This window comes from Marinifilum fragile, from assembly GCF_963677365.1.
Lineage (GTDB): Bacteria > Bacteroidota > Bacteroidia > Bacteroidales > Marinifilaceae > Marinifilum > Marinifilum fragile.
The window spans coordinates 2,795,816-2,816,239 of the sequence record NZ_OY781962.1 but is presented as its reverse complement, the minus strand read 5'-3'; the positions used below and the strand labels follow the sequence as shown (position 1 = coordinate 2,816,239).

Here is a 20,424-nt window from a genome sequence, read left to right as displayed (position 1 = left end):
TTAATCACCTAAAAATTTAGTTATGAATTCTAAGACCAATGTAAAAGCTTTACTATGTGTCTTGAGTGAATGTATCTCAAGATTTTATAATGAAACTTATTAAAAATTTAATTGTATGAAAAGACTGATATTTACTGTTTGTATGTTTATTATGTCATTACAACTAATAAATGCACAAACAAAACAGATTTCAGGTACTGTAAAAAGTTCAGATGATGGCATGGGAATGCCCGGAGTATCAGTAGTTATTAAAGGAACTACTTCTGGCACTAGTACCAATATAAATGGAGAGTATTCAATTGCTGCAAAGCCTACTGATTATATAGTGTTTAGTTTTGTTGGGATGGTTGCGCAGGAAGTTCTTGTTGGAAACCAAACTGAAATAGATATTACTTTAAGTCCGGAAAGTATTGGAATGGACGAAGTTGTGGTTGTTGGATACGGTAAGCAGATAAAGTCAGAAATGACAGGTGCAATTTCAAAAGTTGATATTGAAGGATTACAGAAAGTTCCTTCACCTTCTTTTGAAACTTCGATGCAAGGAAAAACATCAGGCGTTTTTATTCAGCAAAGTACAGGAAAACTTGGAGAGGGAATTAATATTCGAGTTAGGGGAGCTTCTTCCTTAAGTGCTAGTAATCAGCCTTTATATGTTGTTGATGGTGTAGTGATTACTTCTCAAGATCAAGGAAGTGCAGGTAACCAGCCAACCAATCCGATTGCGGATTTAAATTTCGATGATATTGCTTCGATTCAAATCCTTAAAGATGCTTCAGCAGCTTCGATTTATGGTTCGCGCGCATCAAATGGTGTGGTAATTATTACTACCAAATCTGGTGGAAAAAATAAAAAAACAGTTATTAATGCAAATTATTCAATTGCTATAGCTAAGGAAACAAATAGATTGGATATGTTGAATGCAAAAGAATATGTTGAATTGCTTGGGGAAGGAATGGAGAATTCCGTTTGGGCATTAGAGCCTGGTTTGAACGGAGAACAATCGATACTTGCCTGGGGTGGTTTTAGTTCAATGGATGAAATTTCTGATACTGATTGGCAAGATGAAATGTTCAGACGAGCTGTTTCGTCTAATTACAATATAAGTGCTTCTGGAGGGAATGAAAAAACCAGATTTTATGCAGGTTTATCTTATTCGGATCAAGAAGGTATTTTAATTGACAATGACTTTAAGCGAATGAGTGGTAGATTAAATCTGGATCATCAAGTGAGTGAAAAAGTGGATTTTGGAATTAAATTTAATTTTGTGAGAAGTGTTTTGGATCGTGTATCTGATGATAATGCATTTTCCACTCCAACACAGTTAATTGCGCAAGCCCCTTATTTTCCAGCTTACGATGAAATAGGAGAGCCATTTGGTGATACATTTTATTTTAATGGTTTGTTGGCATCAAGATATAATTCGTATGAAACGCTAGTATACAGAACTTTTGCAAATGCGTATGTGAAGTATGATATTCTTCCAGAATTATCGTTTAAATCAGTATTTGGCCTTGATAACCTTAATCAAAGAGAAGATCAATATTGGAGTAGAAAAACAGATGATGGTCAACCTGCAGGTAAATCATATCTAAGAAATGTGAATGTGTTAAATTATTCATTAGATAATTATTTTACTTATATCAAAGAGTTTAAGGAGAATCATGCAATTGAAGCTGTATTAGGGATGTCGCTACAAAAAGCGGAGAGTTTTGTTAGTAGAGTAGGAGGAAAGGGATTTCCTTCTGATGAATTTCAAACCATAGCATCGGCAGCCGAAAATGATGATTTTTTTAGTTCTAAAACGGAGTATTCTTATCTTTCTTATTTTTCCAGATTGAATTACAAGTTTATGGATCGATATCTGGCTACTTTAAGTTATCGTGTTGATGGATCAAGTAAGTTTGGAGACGATAATCGATATGGAGGATTTTATGCAGGATCGTTGGGATGGATAATCTCAAAAGAAAATTTCTTATTAGATAACTCAACTGTTAGCTTTCTGAAATTGCGTGCATCTTATGGTATAACCGGGAATTCGGAAATAGGTAATTTCCCTTCAAGAGGTCTGTTCGGAGGAACCAGATATGCAGGTAATTCTGCAATTGAACCAACCCAATTGGCAAATGCTAAATTACAATGGGAAAAAACAGCTCAGACCGACATTGGAGTTGATTTTGGTTTATTTAATAATCGTATAAATGGTGAGTTTGATTATTATTATAAGAAAACCACCGATTTGCTTTTGGATAGATTATTGCCATACACTGCAGGCTATTCTAGTATTGCCGAAAATGTAGGTGAGTTGGAGAATAAGGGAATAGAATTCACATTAAACACGAATAATTTAATTGGAAAATTTATCTGGAGTACTAGTTTCAATATAGCTTTTAATAAAAATAAAGTTACCAAACTTATAGATCCAATTCAACGAGGCGTTAACAGAGTAATGGTTGGAGAACCGATTGGTGTATTTTACATGAAAAAATATGCAGGAGTAGATCCTGATAATGGTGATGCACTTTATTTTATTGAAGAAGGTAGCAACGAAACTACAAACAATTATAATCTTGCAGAAGATATGGTAGTTGGTGATCCTAATCCTGACTTTTTTGGAGGATTGGACAACACATTTACTTACAAAGGTTTTGATGCTAGGATTTTCTTCCAGTTTGTTTATGGAAATGATATTTATAACGACGCTGGACGTTTTATGTCGGCTAATGGTGATTGGGTTGATAATCAGACTAGTGATCAACTTAATAGATGGCAGCAACCAGGTGATATTACCGATGTTCCACAAGCAAGATTTGGAGATAGCAACGGTACAAGAACTTCTTCCAGATGGATTTCTGATGGATCTTATATTCGTCTTAAGGATTTAACTTTAGGATATACATTACCCAAAAGCTTAACGCAAAAGGTAAATATTAATAAAGTGCGAATTTACTTCACTGGACAAAATTTATGGACACACACAGACTTTAAAGGATGGGATCCGGAAGTAAGCGCTCCTGGAAGTAATCGAACTCAATTGTCAACCAATATTCAACAAGGTATTGACTACTATTCAACTCCTCAGGCTAAAACATATATGTTCGGAGTTAATTTAAGCTTCTAACCCGTAAAAATTAAAAATGTATGAAATTTGAGAAATTAATAATAATAGTATTATCCATCTTTATTTTTACAGGATGTGATAGCTTTTTGGATTTAGATCCACAGCAATCGATAGATACAGAGAATGTTTTGACCAGTGCTGAGAATATTAAACTTAATCTTGTAGGTGCTTATCCGGTGGCAAGAGATGCATATGGTCAAAATATGTTCCACTTTAGTGAACTGTTAGCAGATAATGGTGAATTTGATTTTAGGGGAACATTTTCACAACCTCGTGATCTGCTTAACAAAGATTTGGTAGATAATTTTTCCTGGGCTGATGATGCATGGGAATTAGCATATGATGTTATAAATCGAACTAATATTGTTCTTGATAATCAGGATGTTCTTTCGGATAGTGAAAGAGATGAAATAAGTGGACAGGCAATGTTCTTGCGTGGATTGATGTATTTTGATATGGTTCGTTTTTTTGCTAAGCCATATGAAATGGGACAAGTAAATACCCAGCCTGGAGTGCCATTGGTATTAAAATCTAATTTTGATGTTAGTAAAGTTGAATATCCGCAAAGAGCAACAGTTGATGAAGTATATAATCAAGTTATTGCAGACCTTACAATGGCTAAAGACTTGTTGGGAGAAGATGGATTTTATGCAAATAGATTTGCAGCTGCGGCTATTTTGTCAAGGGTATATTTGCAAAAAGGGATGTACGAAGAGGCTGCCATTGAGGCGAATTTTGTAATTACCGAAGGTAGTTTTGATTTGGCTGAAGTCCCTTTCAAAGCATATAACAATGAATCAAATGGTGTTGAAGATATCTTTGCATTTCAACAAAACAATGATGATAACATTGGTGAGAGTAATGCAGGTATGGCTACTTTCTATGCCAGTACTGATGCTACGGGACGATCTGATTTTCAAGTAACGGATGTTCAGTTAGACAAATATGAAGATGGAGACTTGAGAGGAGAGGTGCAAACTGATCTTGGTGATGGTTCCAAAATAGGAGATGTCGTTAGCATTTATTATCTAGGCTTTGGATCAAAAGCAAGAGGAGGTACCTTTTGTGCAAAGTGGTTAGATTTTAAAACTAATTTGACATTTATTCGTTTGGCAGAAATGTATTTAACAAGAGCTGAAGGTAATTTTGAGAGTGGAAATTCTTTAGGAGATACACCATTGAATGATATTAATCGTATCAGGCAAAGAGCAGGATTAGCTCCTTTAGGGACTCTTACTCAAAATGCAATTAGAACAGAAAGGAAATTGGAGTTAGCATTTGAGGGATTTAGACTTCACGATATTAAACGATGGAAAGAATCTGTGGGGGCTTTGTCATATGATGCTGCATCATTGGTGATGCCAATTCCAAAGAGAGAAATCGATGTGAATGATAATTTAACTCAGAACGAAGGTTATTAGCAAAATTCACATTTTACAAATAAAATAGAGGCTGTTCCAATTCATTTTGGAGCAGCCTCTGCTGTTTTTTAAAATCCATTTAACTCCATGGTAACAGTAGGAATCAAAAGTAATAATCCTAGAATGATCAGAATTGCCATAAATCCACCAATCCATTTTACCCACTTGTCGTATGGAATTTTTGCAACTCCAAGAACGCCGATTAATACGCCCGAAGTTGGAGTAATCATGTTGGTAAAACCATCACCAAATTGGAATGCCATTACAGTTGCCTGGCGCGATACTCCAATTAAATCGGAGAACTGAGACATCATAGGCATAGTTAAAGCAGCTTTGGCAGATCCCGAAGGGATGATTACATTAATAATATTCTGAATCAGATACATGATAGAAACTGAAGCCATCTTACCAAAATCGTTCATCGATTGTGAAATATAGTAAAGAATAGAATCGATCACATTTCCTTCTTCCAATACAATAAGAATACCACCTGCTAAACCAACAATCATTGCAGCAGAAAGAATGTCTCTTGCTCCTTCAAGGAATAGGTTTGTGATTTCGTTGGCAGTATTATTGAATGCAATACCCGAGAAAATACCCATGGCAAAGAACAGGGTTGCAATCTCCATGATGTACCAGCCATATCCCATTACACCAACAATCAGGTAAATGATTGTGAAAAGTAAAAGGTTTAGAATGTAGAAATGTACCGATTTACGAAGAGATATAAGACCTAGAATTGCGAATAATCCTGTAACAATTGGAAGGACGTAAGTTGTCATTTCCGAATTACCAACTTTCAAGGTGGTCATTGGGTAGTGGAAAGAGAAAACTACCATTGTAATTAAAAGAATGAAATAGGTAACCCATGCTGATTTTGGAGTATAGAATTCCAACTCTTCCATATCTGTATCGGTATGTTTTCTCCAGTAAGCATCATCGGTGTAAACCAAAGATGCTTGTGGGTTTTTGCGAATTTTAGCAGCATATCTTAAAATGAATGCAAAACCAATTACATTAATTACCACCCAGCAAAATAACCTGTATTCAATACCCGAGAATAATGGCAAATTCGATAAACCTTGCGCAATACCAATGGTAAAAGGATTTAGAAGTGCTCCTGCAAATCCAAGCCCAGCAGCCACAAAACAGATACAAACCCCAACAATAGAATCATATCCCATTTTAATGGACATCGGAACAAAAATGATGACAAAGGCAATGGTTTCCTCACTCATACCAAAGGTAGCACCAAAGGCACTAAACACCAGCATGATTAGGGTTAGTATAATGTTGTTGACTCCAATTTTCCTTATGGTTTTATTCTTTTCGAGCTTCTGTGTGAATTTAAGAAATGAATAAATCCCAACATCAATAGATTTGCTTGCATTCATAATCCAGAATGCACCACCAATTACCAAAATAAACATGATAATATCGGCCTTGTCAACAAATCCTTTAAAGAAAGAAGAAAAAATTTCCCAACTCTGTCCCTGGCTTTCAATTTGATGATATGACCCTTGAACAATAACTTCACGGTCGGTGCCATTCACGTTTACTGTTGTTCGATCAAATTCTCCTCCTGGAATTATCCAAGTTAATATTGCAGATAATACAACTATTGCAAATACAATTACATAAGTGTGTGGTATCTTTTTAAACATATAGGTTGATTTAGATTGTGTTTTGGTTTTACCCCTTAAAATTGAATGCGTAAAAATAGAAAAATATGTACAGAATCAGTGATATAAAATAATTTTAAAGAGCAGATCGAAAAGGTTTGCAATTTGTTCAGAATTAGCTAATATTTGCATGTTAAAGTGAATGAGTGGATATGGATTGAAACAGTGATACCTTCAGTATTAATTCTTTCCTTCAAATTGTTCATTATGAATTGCTAATTATTAATTGATATAGATATGAAACTGTTAATAAGTAATATAAAAACTCTTGTTCAGGTTGAAGAAACTCCACGAAAGTGGGTTGCTGGTACCGATATGGCAAATTTGAATTGCATTGATGATGCATATTTGCTTATTGAGGATGAGAAGATTTCGGATTTTGGTAAAATGGAAGATATGCCAAATTACGATGAAATGGAAGGTTTTGATCATGTAGAAGAGATCGATGCTACAGGTCGTATGGTATTCCCATCATTCTGCGATTCGCACACTCATTTGGTGTATGCAGGTAGTCGCGAGATTGAATATACCGATAAAATTAAAGGCCTTTCGTATGAAGAAATAGCAAAGCGTGGGGGTGGAATTTTGAATTCGGCAAAACGTATGCATGATGCAACCGAAGATGAATTGTACGAAGCAGCTATGGAACGCATTCATGAAATCATTAGCATGGGAACCGGTGCGGTTGAAATCAAGAGTGGGTATGGTTTGACCGTTGAAGATGAGTTGAAGATGCTTCGAGTAATCAAACGCATTAAAGAAACAACTCCTCTTACCATTAAATCGAGCTTTTTGGGTGCACATGCCGTACCGGCAGAATACAAAGGTCGCCAGGGAGAGTATGTTGACTTGGTAATCAACGAAATGATTCCTATGGTTGCTGCAGAAGAATTGGCAGATTACATTGATGTGTTCTGCGATGAGGGATTCTTTACTGTAGAAGAAACAGATCGTATTTTGAATGCAGGGATGAAGTACGGTATGCGTCCTAAAATCCATGCCAATGAGTTGGATTACTCGGGAGGTATTCAGGTAGGAGTGAAGTATAATGCACTTTCGGTTGATCACCTTGAGTTTGTTGGAGAGGAAGAAATCAAGTGTTTGAAAGATTCTGAAACCATGCCAACTGTATTACCGGGTGCAGCTTTCTTTTTGAACATGGTTTGTTCACCTGTGCGCGATATGATGAATGCAGGATTACCAGTAGCTTTGGCTTCTGACTTTAACCCAGGTTCATCACCATCTGGAAATATGAAATTCATTATGTCGTTGGCTTGTATCAATTACAAAATGTTGCCACAGGAGGCAGTGAATGCTACAACCATCAATTCTGCTTATGCAATGGGCGTTCAGGAGGAGTTGGGAAGTATTGCACGAGGAAAGATTGCAAACGTCTTTATTACCAAAGAAATTCCATCTATTGAATTTATGCCATATGCTTATGGAAGCAATTTGATTGATGCGGTGATTTTGAGAGGACAAAGATTATAAAATCTAGGTTCAATGATATAGCTTAAAGCCTGGCAGTTTTCTGTCAGGCTTTTTTACGATGAACCTGAAAATTGAGCAATTATTTTAATTCAGGTTAATAAGCTGAGCAGTACAGAACCGGGAGATGTTAAGGAGAAAGAAAAAGTCGGAACAGAAGGAATAATGATGTTCCAATTTTAGGTTCGCTGTAAATGTCGGGTTATGACTAAATTCAAAAAAAATGAGAGCCTCACTTGGAGTGAGACCCTCAAACAATACTATTCTTATAATCCCAGCAGCATGCTGTCCGGATCTTTTCCGTCGAACAACATCTTGTGTGGATTTTCAATCATTTCTTTGATTTTTACCAAGAATCCTACCGAATCCTTACCATCAATTACACGGTGGTCGTAGGAAAGTGCAATGTACATCATTGGGCGAATTTCTACCTTGCCGTTTACAGCAACTGGTCGCTCAACAATATTGTGCATTCCTAAAATTCCCGATTGAGGTGGGTTGATAATTGGGGTACTCAAAAGAGATCCAAACACACCACCATTGGTGATGGTAAAGGTTCCGCCAGTCATTTCATCCAGGCTAATTTTACCCGCGCGAGCCTTGGTAGCCAGCTCCATTAGTTTCTTTTCGATATCAGCCAAACCTAACGATTCTGCATTTCTGATAACAGGAACCATCAATCCTTTTGGTGTTTGCACGGCAATTGCAACATCGGCAAAATCAGGCGTTACAATTTCTTCCCCATCAATCATCGAGTTTACCATTGGGTGAGCCTTTAAAGCCTCGGTAACCGCTTTGGTAAAGAATGACATGAAACCCAATTTGATATCATGAGTCTCTACGAATTTCTTCTGATACTTTTTTCTCAGCTCCATTACTGCACTCATGTCAACCTCGTTAAAGGTGGTTAACATGGCCGTTTCGTTTTTTACGGATACCAAACGAGCACTTAATTTCTTACGAAGATTGGTCATTTTAGTGCGCTTCTCTTCACGCGAAATGGCTTTTGGTTCTGCTGATACAGCAACCGGTTGGTTGTTTTTGTTGTCAACAACTGCCTGAATATCTTTTTTGGATAATCTTTGCAAGCCTGCAATTACATCATCAACCGAAAGCTGATTCTCTTCCATCAGCTTTTTGGCAACAGGAGAGATTTTTACATCCTTGTAATTTTCCGATTCGATATTGGCCGCCGGAGCTGAACTTGCAGCTTCTTTTGCTTTCTCTTCAACAACTTCTTCTTTTACAGATTCGGCCTTTGGACTAGGAGCTTCACCTGCAAAACTGGTATCAATTTTACAAGCTACTGAACCCACTTCTACAGTATCACCTTCTTGCGCAAGAATTTCAATTTTTCCGCCTTCGTCGGCTACTAAAGTTAGAGTCGCTTTGTCCGATTCAATTTCAGCAATGTCTTGATCTTTTTCTACAATATCGCCATCGGCAACAAACCAATTGGCTATTTCAACCTCTGAAATGGATTCTCCAGGACTTGGTATTTTTATTTCAATCATTGGGATATGTTTTCTTGATAGTTTTCTACATTAATAATTTGCTCTTCTTTTCCTCAAAGTATTCATGAGTTTGCAGTATTTCTTCATGAGAACTTCCTTCAACACATTGTAATCCGCAATATTTTAATTTTCTATCACAATCACATTTTCTGAATACTTTGTTGATGATCTCGTTTTGACCCAGCATATGAATTTTGGATAATCCTGTTGCTGGACTACCACTAGCCTGACGAGCTACAGGAACCAATTTCACCTCTTTGTTGCGGAAGTTATAATTCATAAATGTCCATGCTCCCATATTTTCAGGTTCTTCCTGAACCCATAAATGAAGGATGGCATTTGGATATCTTTCCAATACTTTATCCACTTGCTGATGTGGGAACGGATACAATTGTTCCATTCTCACCAATGCAACATCTTGAGCATTCAGCTTTTCTTTTTGTGCCAATAAGTCAAAGTATACTTTTCCTGTACAGAATACAACTCTTCTCACTTCTTCTGAGATTACATTGTTATCATCAATTACTTCATGGAATTTGCCTTTGGCCATTTCGTCGAGACTTGACACACAAGCAGGATGACGAAGCAAACTCTTAGGTGAGAAGCAAATTAATGGTACCCTGATATCTCTCTTTACCTGTCTGCGCAACATGTGGAACAAGTTGGCAGGAGTCGTTGGGTTGGTAATTTGCATGTTATTGTGTGCACAAAGCGTTAAGAAACGTTCCATTCTAGCACTTGAGTGCTCCGCACCTTGTCCCTCATATCCGTGAGGCAAATACATAACCAAACCATTCTTAATTCCCCATTTGTCTTCGGCAGCACTAATGTACTGATCGATTACCGCCTGGGCTACATTGTGAAAATCTCCAAACTGGGCTTCCCAAATGGTCAATCCAGAAGGATGCGCCAATGCATAACCATATTCATAACCCAATACACCATATTCGCTTAATGATGAATTGTAAACATGGAATGGGGCCTGATCTTCCGAAAGATTTTTAAGCGGGAAATATTTCTTGTCGGTATCCTCAATCACCAAGGCTGCATGTCGGTGCGAGAAGGTTCCACGCTCAGAATCCTGACCACTAATTCGAACAGAATTTCCTTCGGTTAACAAACTTGAGTAAGCCAACATTTCACCCATTGCCCAGTCAAGCTGATCGCTTTCTACCATTTTCTTTCTATCGCCCATTAACTTTCCAATCTTCTTGAAGAATTTTAAATCTTCAGGAAGAGAAGTAAAGTTATCTGCTAATGATAGTAGTGTCTTTTTATTCACACCCGTTTCAGGAGAAGATTCGAAATCAGATTCAACTGAATATCGAATGCCTTTGTAATAATTATCCAGGAATGGCTGAATGATAACCTTATCAAATGTTTTAGAAAGCTCAAACTTGTCATCCAACAGTTTGTTGTAATCCGAATTAATGGTTTTTACTTCTGCTTGAGAATAAACACCTTTCTGAATTAAATAATCGGCATAAATGTCTCTAGGATTTTTATGCTTGGCAATTTCCTTGTATAAAATTGGCTGAGTAAAACGAGGTTCATCGCCTTCGTTATGTCCATACTTCCTGTACGATAGAATATCAATGAAAACATCGGTATTAAATTCCTGACGGTATTCCATTGCCATTTTAATGGTAAAAATCAATGCTTCAACATCATCACCATTAACATGGAAAACAGGGCAACGGGTTACCTTAGCCACGTCGGTACAGTAAGTACTCGATCTTGCATCCAGATAATTGGTTGTAAATCCAACCTGGTTGTTGATTACCAAATGGATGGTACCACCTGTTTTATATCCCTTCAATTGAGACATTTGAATGATTTCGTATACAATTCCTTGTCCGGCAATTGCAGCATCACCATGTATAACAACAGGAACCAATCGATCCTGATTGCCTTCGTAATCATTGTCAATTTTTGATCGTGAAATTCCTTGAACCACGGCCCCAACGGTTTCCAAATGAGAAGGATTTGGAGCCAACTGAAGTTTAACTTCACTGCCATCGTCTGTTTTTACAGTATTCCCATAACCCAGATGATATTTTACATCCCCTAGAGCAATGTCCTCTTCGTATTCTTCACCAACGAATTCCTTGAAGATATTCTCATAAGGTTTCTCAAGGATATTGGCCAAAACATTTAGTCTGCCTCGATGAGCCATACCAAAAATAAACTCCTGAACGCCCAATTCAGCACCACGCTCAATCATGGCATCCAGAGCAGGAATAAGAGTTTCTGCACCCTCCAATGAGAATCTTTTTTGCCCTACAAACTTCTTGTGAATGTAGTTCTCGAAACCAACAGCCATTTTTAAATGGTAGTAGATGTGCTTGCGTTGCTCATCGGTAAACTGCGGAGTATTCTTCGAACTCTCCATTTTCTTTTGCAGCCATCTTAACATTTGCGGATGACGAACAAAAACATATTCCGCACCTACAGATTTACAGTAAGTCTCCTGCAAGTGAGCTACAATATCTTTTAATTTTGCTACTCCAATACCAATTTCTTTCCCAGCATGAAATGGAGTTTCCAAATCTGATTCTGTAAGATCGAAATTTTCAATATCCAGTGTAGGGAAGTATTTTCTTCTGGTTCTTACCGGATTGGTTTTGGTAAATAAATGCCCCCTTTGTCGATAAGCCTGAATCAAGTTCATTACATTGAATTCCTTGCTCATTGATTCGCTGGCAGGCAAGCTTTCGGAACTTTCTTGTTTTATCGGAAAATTAGCCGATGCGAAATCGAATCCCTGGAAAAACGTTCTCCATGTTTCTTCTACCGAATAGGGATCTTTTTTATAGGATTGGTATAGTTCATCAATATAGTCGATTTCACTATTACCCAAAAAACTGAATTTATCCATAGAATTGTTTGTTGTACTTGTCTGATTTTTGTTGTTGCTTAAACAAATGTATTAATTTTGAAATTGAACAAGTCATGATAAACAGGAATAAAAGACCAAAATGTCATTTTTTTTTCAAATGAGCTTATAGACATTTTCTATGAGTTAACGCTGTTTAACATTTACAGAAAAAACACAGAGCTATTTTTTCGTTTGTTGCATTTTCCAATTAATTTAGTTTTGCATTCAAAAACATCAATATTTCATAGTATGACATTTTTTCGCACCATAATTTTAGTGCTGACTATTCTACATTTTTCAAGCTGTGATAATTTACAAAAAAAAACGCAGTTTGAATTCCGCAAAGGAGATCTAATTTTTCAGGATTTAAATAGCGATTCCATTTCAGATGCTATTGAATCGGTTACTGGCGGAGAGAAGAAGTTGAATTTTTCTCATGTGGGCATGGTTGATATAGATTCTAAAGGGAAAATTTATGTGCTGGAAGCCATATCGAAAGGGGTTTCTTTAACCCAATTGGATAGTTTTTTACTAAGAAGCAATAAAGTTGCCATTGCTAGGTTAAATACCAGATTGAATTCCAGAATTGATGCGGCTATGATTTATGGAAAAAGCTTATTGAATTTTCCCTACGATAATATTTATGTAATTGGTGATTCAAGCTATTACTGTTCCGAGTTGATTTATGAAATGTTTGTAAATACCGGTGATTCAACAGAAGTATTTCAATTAAATCCCATGACATTTAAGGACAATGAATCAGGTGAGTATTTGCCGTTTTGGGTAGAATACTACAAGAATTTGGGCGTAGAAATCCAGGAAGGAAAACCGGGTTTAAATCCCAATGGCATGTTTCAATCGAAAAATATTGAAATTGTGTTGCCATATGGAATTCATCAATTTAATTAATCTCTTACATTATATATGAACTCATTCTTACAACAAATAACCAAAGAGCTTTACTCAAAATATACCAATGAATTGTCGGATTGCATTTTGGTTTTTCCGAACCGAAGGGCAGGCCTGTTCTTTTCAAAGTACCTGAACGAATTGGTTGAACAGCCACTTTGGGCACCAAGAGTATTTACCATTAGTGAGTTTTTTCGTTCTCTGTCCGATTTGCAGATAGAAGACAATTTGGGATTGCTGTTTCGTTTGTACAAAATCTATGTGAAAAGAATGAAAGTAAGCGAAAGCTTCGATGAATTCTATCACTGGGGAGAGATGTTGTTGGGCGATTTTGATGATTTGGACAAGTACAGGGTAAATGCCGAGCATTTGTTTCAAAACCTGGCCGACGAGAAAGAGATTGAGAACCTGTTCGACTATTTAACGGATGAGCAGGTTGAGGCAATTCAGGCATTTTGGAGCAGCTTTAAACCTGAGAAATATTCAGAGCATCAAAAGGAGTTCGTGAATTTGTGGGAGAATCTGTTTGGGATTTATACCGATTTGAGAGAGGAGCTGAAAGCAGAAAAGCTGGCCTACGAAGGTATGGCTTCGAGGAATTTGATTGATGGATTGGAATCGGGAGGAATTCAAATCGATGCTAAAAAGGTAATTTTTGTAGGGTTCAATGCATTGAACAAATGCGAGATTGATTTGTTCGAATTCTTGAAGAAGAAAGAGCTTGCCGAATTTTATTGGGATTATGACGAATCTTACCTGAAGAATCCATACCATGAAGCAGGTCTGTTTTTGCGAGACAATATCAGAAGATTTCCTGCTCCTAAAACTGAATTGAGCTTTTCGAATATCAAAGAGAACAAAGCCAAGGTGGAGTTTGTGTCTTTGTCATCAGAAGTTGGACAGGCAAAATATGCTCACTCTGTGGTGCAAGCATTTTTCAAGGATGAGGATGTAGCGCCGGAAGAAACAGCCATTGTTTTGGCCGATGAGGAACTATTGCTCCCTGTTTTGCATTCCATTCCAGAGGTGGTAGAGAATGTAAATGTTACCATGGGATATCCTGCAAAGAATACACCGGTTGCCAGTTTGTTGCGTTTGGTAATTGATATGCAAAAGAGCTCCAGAAAAATTGGTGGAGAAGTAGAGTTTCATCACAAAGAGGTGTTGGCTTTGCTGAATCATCAGTATTTGAATTCGGTAAATCCAGAATTGGCACATGAGCTTACCCAAAATATTCTTACCACCAACAAAATTAAGGTTCCGCAAAAGCTTTTAACAGGCGATGAGGTAATCGAAAAGCTGTTTACACCAGTAAAGGATGTGAATCAATTTGCCATTTACCTGTTGAATTTGCTGCAGAATGTTTACCAAAGATTGGAAACCAAAGAGGAAGAAAAATCATTGGTTGACAAGATTGAGCAGGAGTATATCTATCACCTGTTTTTGGCAATTAAGAGATTGAAAGCATTGTTGGATCAGCATCAGATAGAGGTGAAACAGGATACTTTCTATAAGATTTTGGAGAAAATGATTCAAAGCTTGAGCATTCCGTTTGAAGGAGAACCTTTGGCGGGATTGCAGGTGATGGGGATTTTGGAAACGCGTTTGCTGGATTTTAAAAAGTTGGTGGTTCTCTCGATGAACGAAGGGAAGTTGCCGAAAACAGGAACCGCAAATTCATTCATTCCATATCACCTGAGAAAGGGATTTGGAATGCCAACCATCGATCATCAGGATGCCATTTTTGCCTACTATTTTTACAGATTGATACAGCGTGCTGATGACATCAAGTTATTGTACAGTACGCAAAGCGATGGAATCCGAACAGGGGAGATGAGTCGATTTTTGTATCAATTGAAATATGAATCGGAGTTTGATATTGAAGAATCGAGTCCGGGATATGATATCTCGTTAAAAGAGGCCAAACCCATAAGCGTTGAGAAGAACGAGCGAATTTTAAATCGCCTGGCGGAATATTGCGGAGATCAATTCAGGAGTTTTTCTCCTTCTGCTTTGAATACTTATTTGGCTTGTCCATTGAGTTTTTACTTTAAATACATTGCAGGATTAAAGGAACCCGATCAGGTTTTGGAAGAGATTGATCCTCCTACTTTCGGGAACCTGTTTCACAATACGCTTGAAGATTTGTACAAACCATTCGTTGGCAAAACATTGGAAAGGGAAAATTTGGAAATCATCAGGAAAGACAAAGATCTGATTGAAGAGAAGCTAAAGACCGCTTTTCGAGATACTTATTTTAAAACGCCGAAAGATAAAGAGGTTCAGATATCAGGAAGAAACTTGTTGATTTTTGATATCCTGAAAAAGTACATCGATAGGATATTGTTCTTGGATCAGCAATTTGCTCCATTTCAAATCCTATCATTAGAAGATGAGTATAGAATTCAGATTCCGATATCGGGAGGTAGAAAGGTAAACATTAAGGGATTGATTGACCGTGTTGACAGGGCAAATGATACCATTCGAATCCTGGATTACAAAACGGGTAAGGCAGATTTGTTCTTTAAGGATATTGAATCTTTATTCGAGAAAGAGGGAAAGAACAGAAACAAAGCAGCTTTTCAAACCTTATTGTATTGCTTGTTTTACGAGGACAAAACGAAAACTGCTGAGGCAATTTCGCCTGGTGTGTATAGTCTGAAAGAGTTCTTCAACAACAAGTTTACGTGTATGTTGGCACGAAAAGAAGGTCGTTCGAAACCAGAACCTGTTGATGATTACCGAGTATATAAGGAAGAATTTACCAAAGCTTTGCAGGAAATGTTCGAGGAGATTTTTGATCCGAAGATTCCATTTACTCAGGTGGAAAATCAGGATGCTTGTAGGACTTGTTTGTATGCGGAGATTTGTCATAGATAAAGAATGATTTTTCTGCTCTAGCCGCAGGGGCTCTTCCTTTCTCCATTGATGAGAAAGGAAGCAAAGAATCTAGGGCGCGTAAGCCCAAACTACATATACTCGAAAACTTTAAGTGCGGCGGGGTGATCTTCGAACAAGTTCTCAGCTTCCCCGTCTTACTAAAACTTTTCTTCGTATAAGCAGCTTGTCCTTCCAATGCCCGAAAAGCAGGACTGAATGGTGCAGTAGGTTTAATAACAAATGTATATTTATAAGAATGATGAAAAATAAATTCGCAATATTATCAATAGTTCTAAGTGGAATAAGCATTTGTTGTACCCTAAAGGTAAATTATGACCTTTGGAATCGATATGTATCTCTTACTAGTGGCAAAACAAGAGCTTTGTATGGATTGACAGAGTTATTGGAATATGGATATCAATACTATTATTCTATTTTTGGTGTATTGTCCTTGTTATTGCTTATCATATCAATACGAAAATCCGAGAAGAGATCATTTATTATTTTAGGTGCAATATTGGCAATTTTTTCAATAGTTGCAGTTTATTTGAGATTATGGAAGTTATTTATTTAAAAACATTTTCAAGTTCAGGTTTTTCCCTTATAGGGAAAATGCCGACAGGCAAAAGGGTGAAAAAAGTATTGTAATTAAATGCACCCCTCTGGCTGTGGCCATCTCCCCTTAAAAAAAAGGAGAATCCTAAATTAAACGATAGCATATAATGTTGTAGGTTTAATAATAAATGTGGAATTATAAAAGATGAAAAAGAGCACAATATTTTTTCTTGTGATTTTGATGGTGAATGTTTCTTTTGCGCAGAAGAAATACAGTATCAAATCGCGCAGGGCTATACACTTTTACGAAGAAGCCGGGCAGCATTATCGAAACAGGGATAATCAGAAAACATTGGAAAGTTTAAGCAAAGCCTTGGAGGTGAACGACAAGTTCATTGAGGCTTATCTTTTTCAGGCTGATGTATATTATACCCTACAGAATCGTGAGGCTGAAATTGAAGCCTATCAGAAAGCAATAGAAATTGATGGCTCTTATTTTCCGCGTGTACATCTTAATTTGGGAAATGCTTATTTAAAACAAGGGAAATATCAGGAAGCCAAAAGCAAATTTGAAGATTTTCTATCCTTCTCAAAAATCTCATCGCGAAATAAGGCAAAAGCACAAAAGCTAATCAAGAATTGTGACTTTGCTCTGAATATGATTGCACATCCAGTAGATTTTGAGCCCATAAATATTGGGGATGCAATCAATACCAAGTATGATGAATACTGGCCCAGCTTAACTGCCGATGAGGAAGTTTTGGTGTTTACCCGATTGAGTCCGGCCGAAAAATCTACGGAAGTAAAATTGGAGCTGCAAGAGGATTTCTGGATATCTACAAAAGAGAACGAGGTTTGGAGACCGGCCAAAGGATTATCGGAAATCATTAATACCACAAGCAACGAAGGGGCACAATCCATAACTGCCGATGGGCAATACATGTATTTCACCGCTTGTGGCAGAAAGGATGGATTAGGCAGATGCGATCTTTACTATTCGGTTCGTGAGGGAGACAATTGGTCGCAGCCTAGGAACTTAGGTCCTACCATAAATTCGGCAGCATGGGAGGCACAACCAAGCATTTCGGCCGATGGAAGAGTGCTTTATTTTGTGAGCAATCGCAAGAGCGGCAAAGGGAAAATGGACATCTGGCGATCGGAGCTGATGGAAAACCTACCAGATGGCAGACAAAGATGGTCGAAACCTGTAAATATGGATTTCAATACCGCAAACAATGAGATGTCACCTTTTATTCATGCCAGCAATCAGTATTTGGTGATTGCCTCGGATGGATTACCGGGTATGGGATCTTACGATCTGTATAAACTAAGGCTGCAGGAAGATGGGAAGTGGTCGAAGCCAGAGAATTTGGGATATCCGATTAATACATATGGCGAGGAATTGGGATTGGTAATCAATGCCAAAAGCGATAAGGCCTACTTTGCATCCAACAGGATAGAGGGAAAAGGAAAGGATATTTTTGTATTCGATTTGCCCAAAGAACATCGTCCCCCAATGGTTTCGTGGCTGAAAGGAAAGATATACGATCTAGATACCAAAGAAAACTTGTATGCTTCTTTGCAATTGATCGATTTGAGTTCGAAAGATACCGTTGCCCGAATTCATTCGGATCGGGTAAATGGGAAATACCTGGTTTGTTTGCCTGCAGGAAAAGAGTATTTGTTTGCTGCCGAGAGCGAGGGATATTTGTATTATTCCGATCATTTTTCGCTCTTAGAGAATCAGGAAAAGAATCAGCCGCAAGAATTAAATATTGGACTTCAAAAACTGGTATCAGGGAGCGAAATTGTACTTCGCAATGTGTTTTTTGATACCGATTCATGGGAAATTCTGCCAAAATCAGAGAGCGAATTGTCAATCCTGTTCAAGCTGATGAATCAGAACCAGGATTTGATTGTTGAGATATCGGGGCATACCGACAATACCGGATCGGAAGAACACAACCTGAGCTTATCGGAAAACAGAGCAAAGGCTGTGTGCTATTACCTGATTGCCAAAGGAATTGAAAAAGAGCGCTTGCTGTACAAAGGATTTGGTTCGAGTAAAGCAATAGCCGACAACAAGACCGAAGAAGGCAAGGCCTTGAACCGACGAACTGAATTTAGGGTGGTGAAGGATTGATGCTGACCTCTGCAGGTTAACCACGAAGGGCACAAAGGTGTTTCACAAAGAACACAAAGGATGATCCTGAAAGGCTCAAAGCAATAGCAAAGGGCATCGCCCTTTTGAGTTTGTTTGTTATATAAGCTCTGCATGGGCCTAAGCTAGAAAATGCATTCCGATAGAATTTGAGACAAAAAAGAACTCTCGACAAAATGTAAAGACAGTTTTGATGCAAAAAAATGCTCTCGACAATGTGTAATGGCAAATTTGCCACAAAAAAGATCTCTCGACGATTTGTAAAGCCAATTTTTGAACAAAAATTAACTCTCGACAAAATGTAAAGGCAGTTTCTGCACAAAAAAATGCTCTCGACAATGTGCAATGGCAAATTCGCCACAAAAAAGATCTCTCATCAGTGTGCAAACCTAGTTTTGAGACAAAAATGAACTCTCGTCAATCGGTAATGTAAAATCTATATCATAGATCTAGATCGGTAGTAGATGCTATAATTGAGTGTAAAATATTAAGGGGAATGTTTCTCTTGTGGAGGATTGTTTTGTAAATTCACAGGCAGAAACATAATATGTGTATAATACCTATCAATATTAGTTAGATAAACATACACTTTTGAATAGATATAATAGAAATAAATACAATCGAGTTTTTTTCTACGTTGTGACTAATACAAATTGAATACTAATTTTTTGAAAAATGTTTAAATATTCACCAATAAACTCATACTCTCTTAGAAACCTTCAGAAGAATCAGATATTTTTCAATAATCCTTTAAATTTCAATGATCCTTTTGATACTTTTCATCCTGCCAAAATAAAAGGATTAAGTGACCAGAAATTCGTAGATCTTTATTGTGATTATAGTAAACGTGAATTTGATAAAAAGGCTTTATTGGGCATAATAAATAAGAATATATCAAAACAGGATTTCTATAATTTTTGTGAAGAACATATAGATTACATTTTTGATTTCAATGACGAAAGCGGGAATCAAATTTTTAAAAACAAAAGCGATTTTTTAGAACAACTCAACAATATTGAAGAATTGAATTCTAACTTCGTTGAAAATATTGGTAGTTTTTTTTCTGCAATAAAATTAAAAATTCAAGAATCAATTCTGCAAACACTTCAAAATATTAGACAAGAGTCTTTTTCAAAGATTGGAGTGTGTTGTTTTTCCAAAAACAACTCTAATTTATTAATGTGGTCACATTATGCGGATAACCATCAAGGATTTTGTCTTGAATTTGATTCAAATATAAAGCCATTTTCCAAAACTTTTGAAGTTACTTATGAATCTGAAATTCCTGACATTAATTTAGACTTATTATACAACGAGAAAGATGAATTAGATTTTATAGAGAAGCTTCTCTCATTCAAGTCTATTGATTGGAAATATGAAGAAGAATTAAGGATTTTTCATAAAGAATCAAATAAGAGTTACTTCTATCCTGCTCATTCGTTAAAAGCCATTTATTTTGGAATTAGAGCAAATCAAAGCGATATTGAAATAATTTGTTCGATTATTAAATCTCAAAATCCAAGTGTCAAGTTTTATAGGATGAAAAAGCAAGAAGTTACTTTTGGAGTTATACCAGAAGAATTCTTTTATAGTACAGCAATGGAAGTGCAATCAAGTTTATTGCTTATTATTTCTGAAATATTCAAGGATAATGAATTTACAGTTAATCAGTTGTTGAATAGAATAACGAATAATATTACAGAGAATCAATTGATTGCTCACTTAGAAGATTTATCAACCAAAAATATGCTGAATAAGAATGATGGAAAATATTTGTTAAAAGTAAAAAACATTAACCGTAACAAAACACCTCAATAA

Annotated in this window: 10 protein-coding genes; 7 read left to right on the top strand and 3 right to left on the bottom strand. The window is 36.8% G+C overall.

Annotated elements, in window-relative coordinates:
• The first annotated feature begins 115 nt into the window (after window positions 1–115).
• Together ACKPCA_RS11165 and ACKPCA_RS11160 are read left to right on the top strand one after the other, a co-directional pair.
• A complete protein-coding gene (locus ACKPCA_RS11165) occupies window positions 116–3,118 on the top strand; it encodes a SusC/RagA family TonB-linked outer membrane protein (RefSeq protein WP_321279191.1) in 3,003 nt (1,000 codons plus the stop codon).
• A gap of 20 nt (window positions 3,119–3,138) precedes the next feature.
• Window positions 3,139–4,539, top strand: a complete 1,401-nt coding sequence (locus ACKPCA_RS11160; protein ID WP_321279190.1) for a RagB/SusD family nutrient uptake outer membrane protein — start codon at window positions 3,139–3,141, stop codon at window positions 4,537–4,539.
• Between the two features lie 68 nt (window positions 4,540–4,607).
• On the opposite strand, the gene ACKPCA_RS11155 is transcribed toward ACKPCA_RS11160, so the two are convergent.
• A complete protein-coding gene (locus ACKPCA_RS11155; RefSeq protein ID WP_321279189.1) occupies window positions 4,608–6,203 on the bottom strand; it encodes a YfcC family protein in 1,596 nt (531 codons plus the stop codon).
• A 255-nt stretch (window positions 6,204–6,458) separates the two neighbouring features.
• Between ACKPCA_RS11155 and hutI the strand changes: the two genes are divergently transcribed.
• A complete protein-coding gene (hutI, locus tag ACKPCA_RS11150) occupies window positions 6,459–7,712 on the top strand; it encodes an imidazolonepropionase (protein ID WP_321279188.1) in 1,254 nt (417 codons plus the stop codon).
• A 263-nt stretch (window positions 7,713–7,975) separates the two neighbouring features.
• Here the strand turns inward: hutI and odhB are convergent, their stop codons facing one another.
• Together odhB and ACKPCA_RS11140 are read right to left on the bottom strand one after the other, a co-directional pair.
• Entirely contained in the window at window positions 7,976–9,223 is a 1,248-nt protein-coding gene (odhB, locus tag ACKPCA_RS11145; protein WP_321279187.1) for a 2-oxoglutarate dehydrogenase complex dihydrolipoyllysine-residue succinyltransferase, read from the bottom strand.
• Window positions 9,224–9,248: 25 nt separating this feature from the next.
• Window positions 9,249–12,101 carry a 2-oxoglutarate dehydrogenase E1 component gene (locus ACKPCA_RS11140; protein ID WP_321279186.1) on the bottom strand — a complete coding sequence of 951 codons (2,853 nt, stop codon included), beginning with the start codon at window positions 12,099–12,101 and terminating at the stop codon, window positions 9,249–9,251.
• 249 nt (window positions 12,102–12,350) lie between these two features.
• Between ACKPCA_RS11140 and ACKPCA_RS11135 the strand changes: the two genes are divergently transcribed.
• From ACKPCA_RS11135 to ACKPCA_RS11120, 4 genes are all read left to right on the top strand, one after another.
• Window positions 12,351–13,010, top strand: a complete 660-nt coding sequence (locus ACKPCA_RS11135) for a YiiX/YebB-like N1pC/P60 family cysteine hydrolase (protein ID WP_321279184.1) — start codon at window positions 12,351–12,353, stop codon at window positions 13,008–13,010.
• A gap of 15 nt (window positions 13,011–13,025) precedes the next feature.
• Window positions 13,026–15,890, top strand: coding sequence for a PD-(D/E)XK nuclease family protein (locus tag ACKPCA_RS11130; RefSeq protein WP_321279182.1), 2,865 nt, complete (start codon window positions 13,026–13,028; stop codon window positions 15,888–15,890).
• Between the two features lie 760 nt (window positions 15,891–16,650).
• Window positions 16,651–18,588 carry an OmpA family protein gene (locus ACKPCA_RS11125; RefSeq protein ID WP_321279180.1) on the top strand — a complete coding sequence of 646 codons (1,938 nt, stop codon included), beginning with the start codon at window positions 16,651–16,653 and terminating at the stop codon, window positions 18,586–18,588.
• Between the two features lie 693 nt (window positions 18,589–19,281).
• Window positions 19,282–20,424, top strand: coding sequence for a DUF2971 domain-containing protein (locus ACKPCA_RS11120; RefSeq protein ID WP_321279179.1), 1,143 nt, complete (start codon window positions 19,282–19,284; stop codon window positions 20,422–20,424).

Coding starts and splice junctions, on each gene's coding strand:
- ACKPCA_RS11165 (WP_321279191.1), top strand. CDS start 116: ATGAAAAGACTGATATTTACTGTTTGTATGTTTATTATGTCATTACAA.
- ACKPCA_RS11160 (WP_321279190.1), top strand. CDS start 3,139: ATGAAATTTGAGAAATTAATAATAATAGTATTATCCATCTTTATTTTT.
- ACKPCA_RS11155 (WP_321279189.1), bottom strand. CDS start 6,203: ATGTTTAAAAAGATACCACACACTTATGTAATTGTATTTGCAATAGTT.
- hutI (WP_321279188.1), top strand. CDS start 6,459: ATGAAACTGTTAATAAGTAATATAAAAACTCTTGTTCAGGTTGAAGAA.
- odhB (WP_321279187.1), bottom strand. CDS start 9,223: ATGATTGAAATAAAAATACCAAGTCCTGGAGAATCCATTTCAGAGGTT.
- ACKPCA_RS11140 (WP_321279186.1), bottom strand. CDS start 12,101: ATGGATAAATTCAGTTTTTTGGGTAATAGTGAAATCGACTATATTGAT.
- ACKPCA_RS11135 (WP_321279184.1), top strand. CDS start 12,351: ATGACATTTTTTCGCACCATAATTTTAGTGCTGACTATTCTACATTTT.
- ACKPCA_RS11130 (WP_321279182.1), top strand. CDS start 13,026: ATGAACTCATTCTTACAACAAATAACCAAAGAGCTTTACTCAAAATAT.
- ACKPCA_RS11125 (WP_321279180.1), top strand. CDS start 16,651: ATGAAAAAGAGCACAATATTTTTTCTTGTGATTTTGATGGTGAATGTT.
- ACKPCA_RS11120 (WP_321279179.1), top strand. CDS start 19,282: ATGTTTAAATATTCACCAATAAACTCATACTCTCTTAGAAACCTTCAG.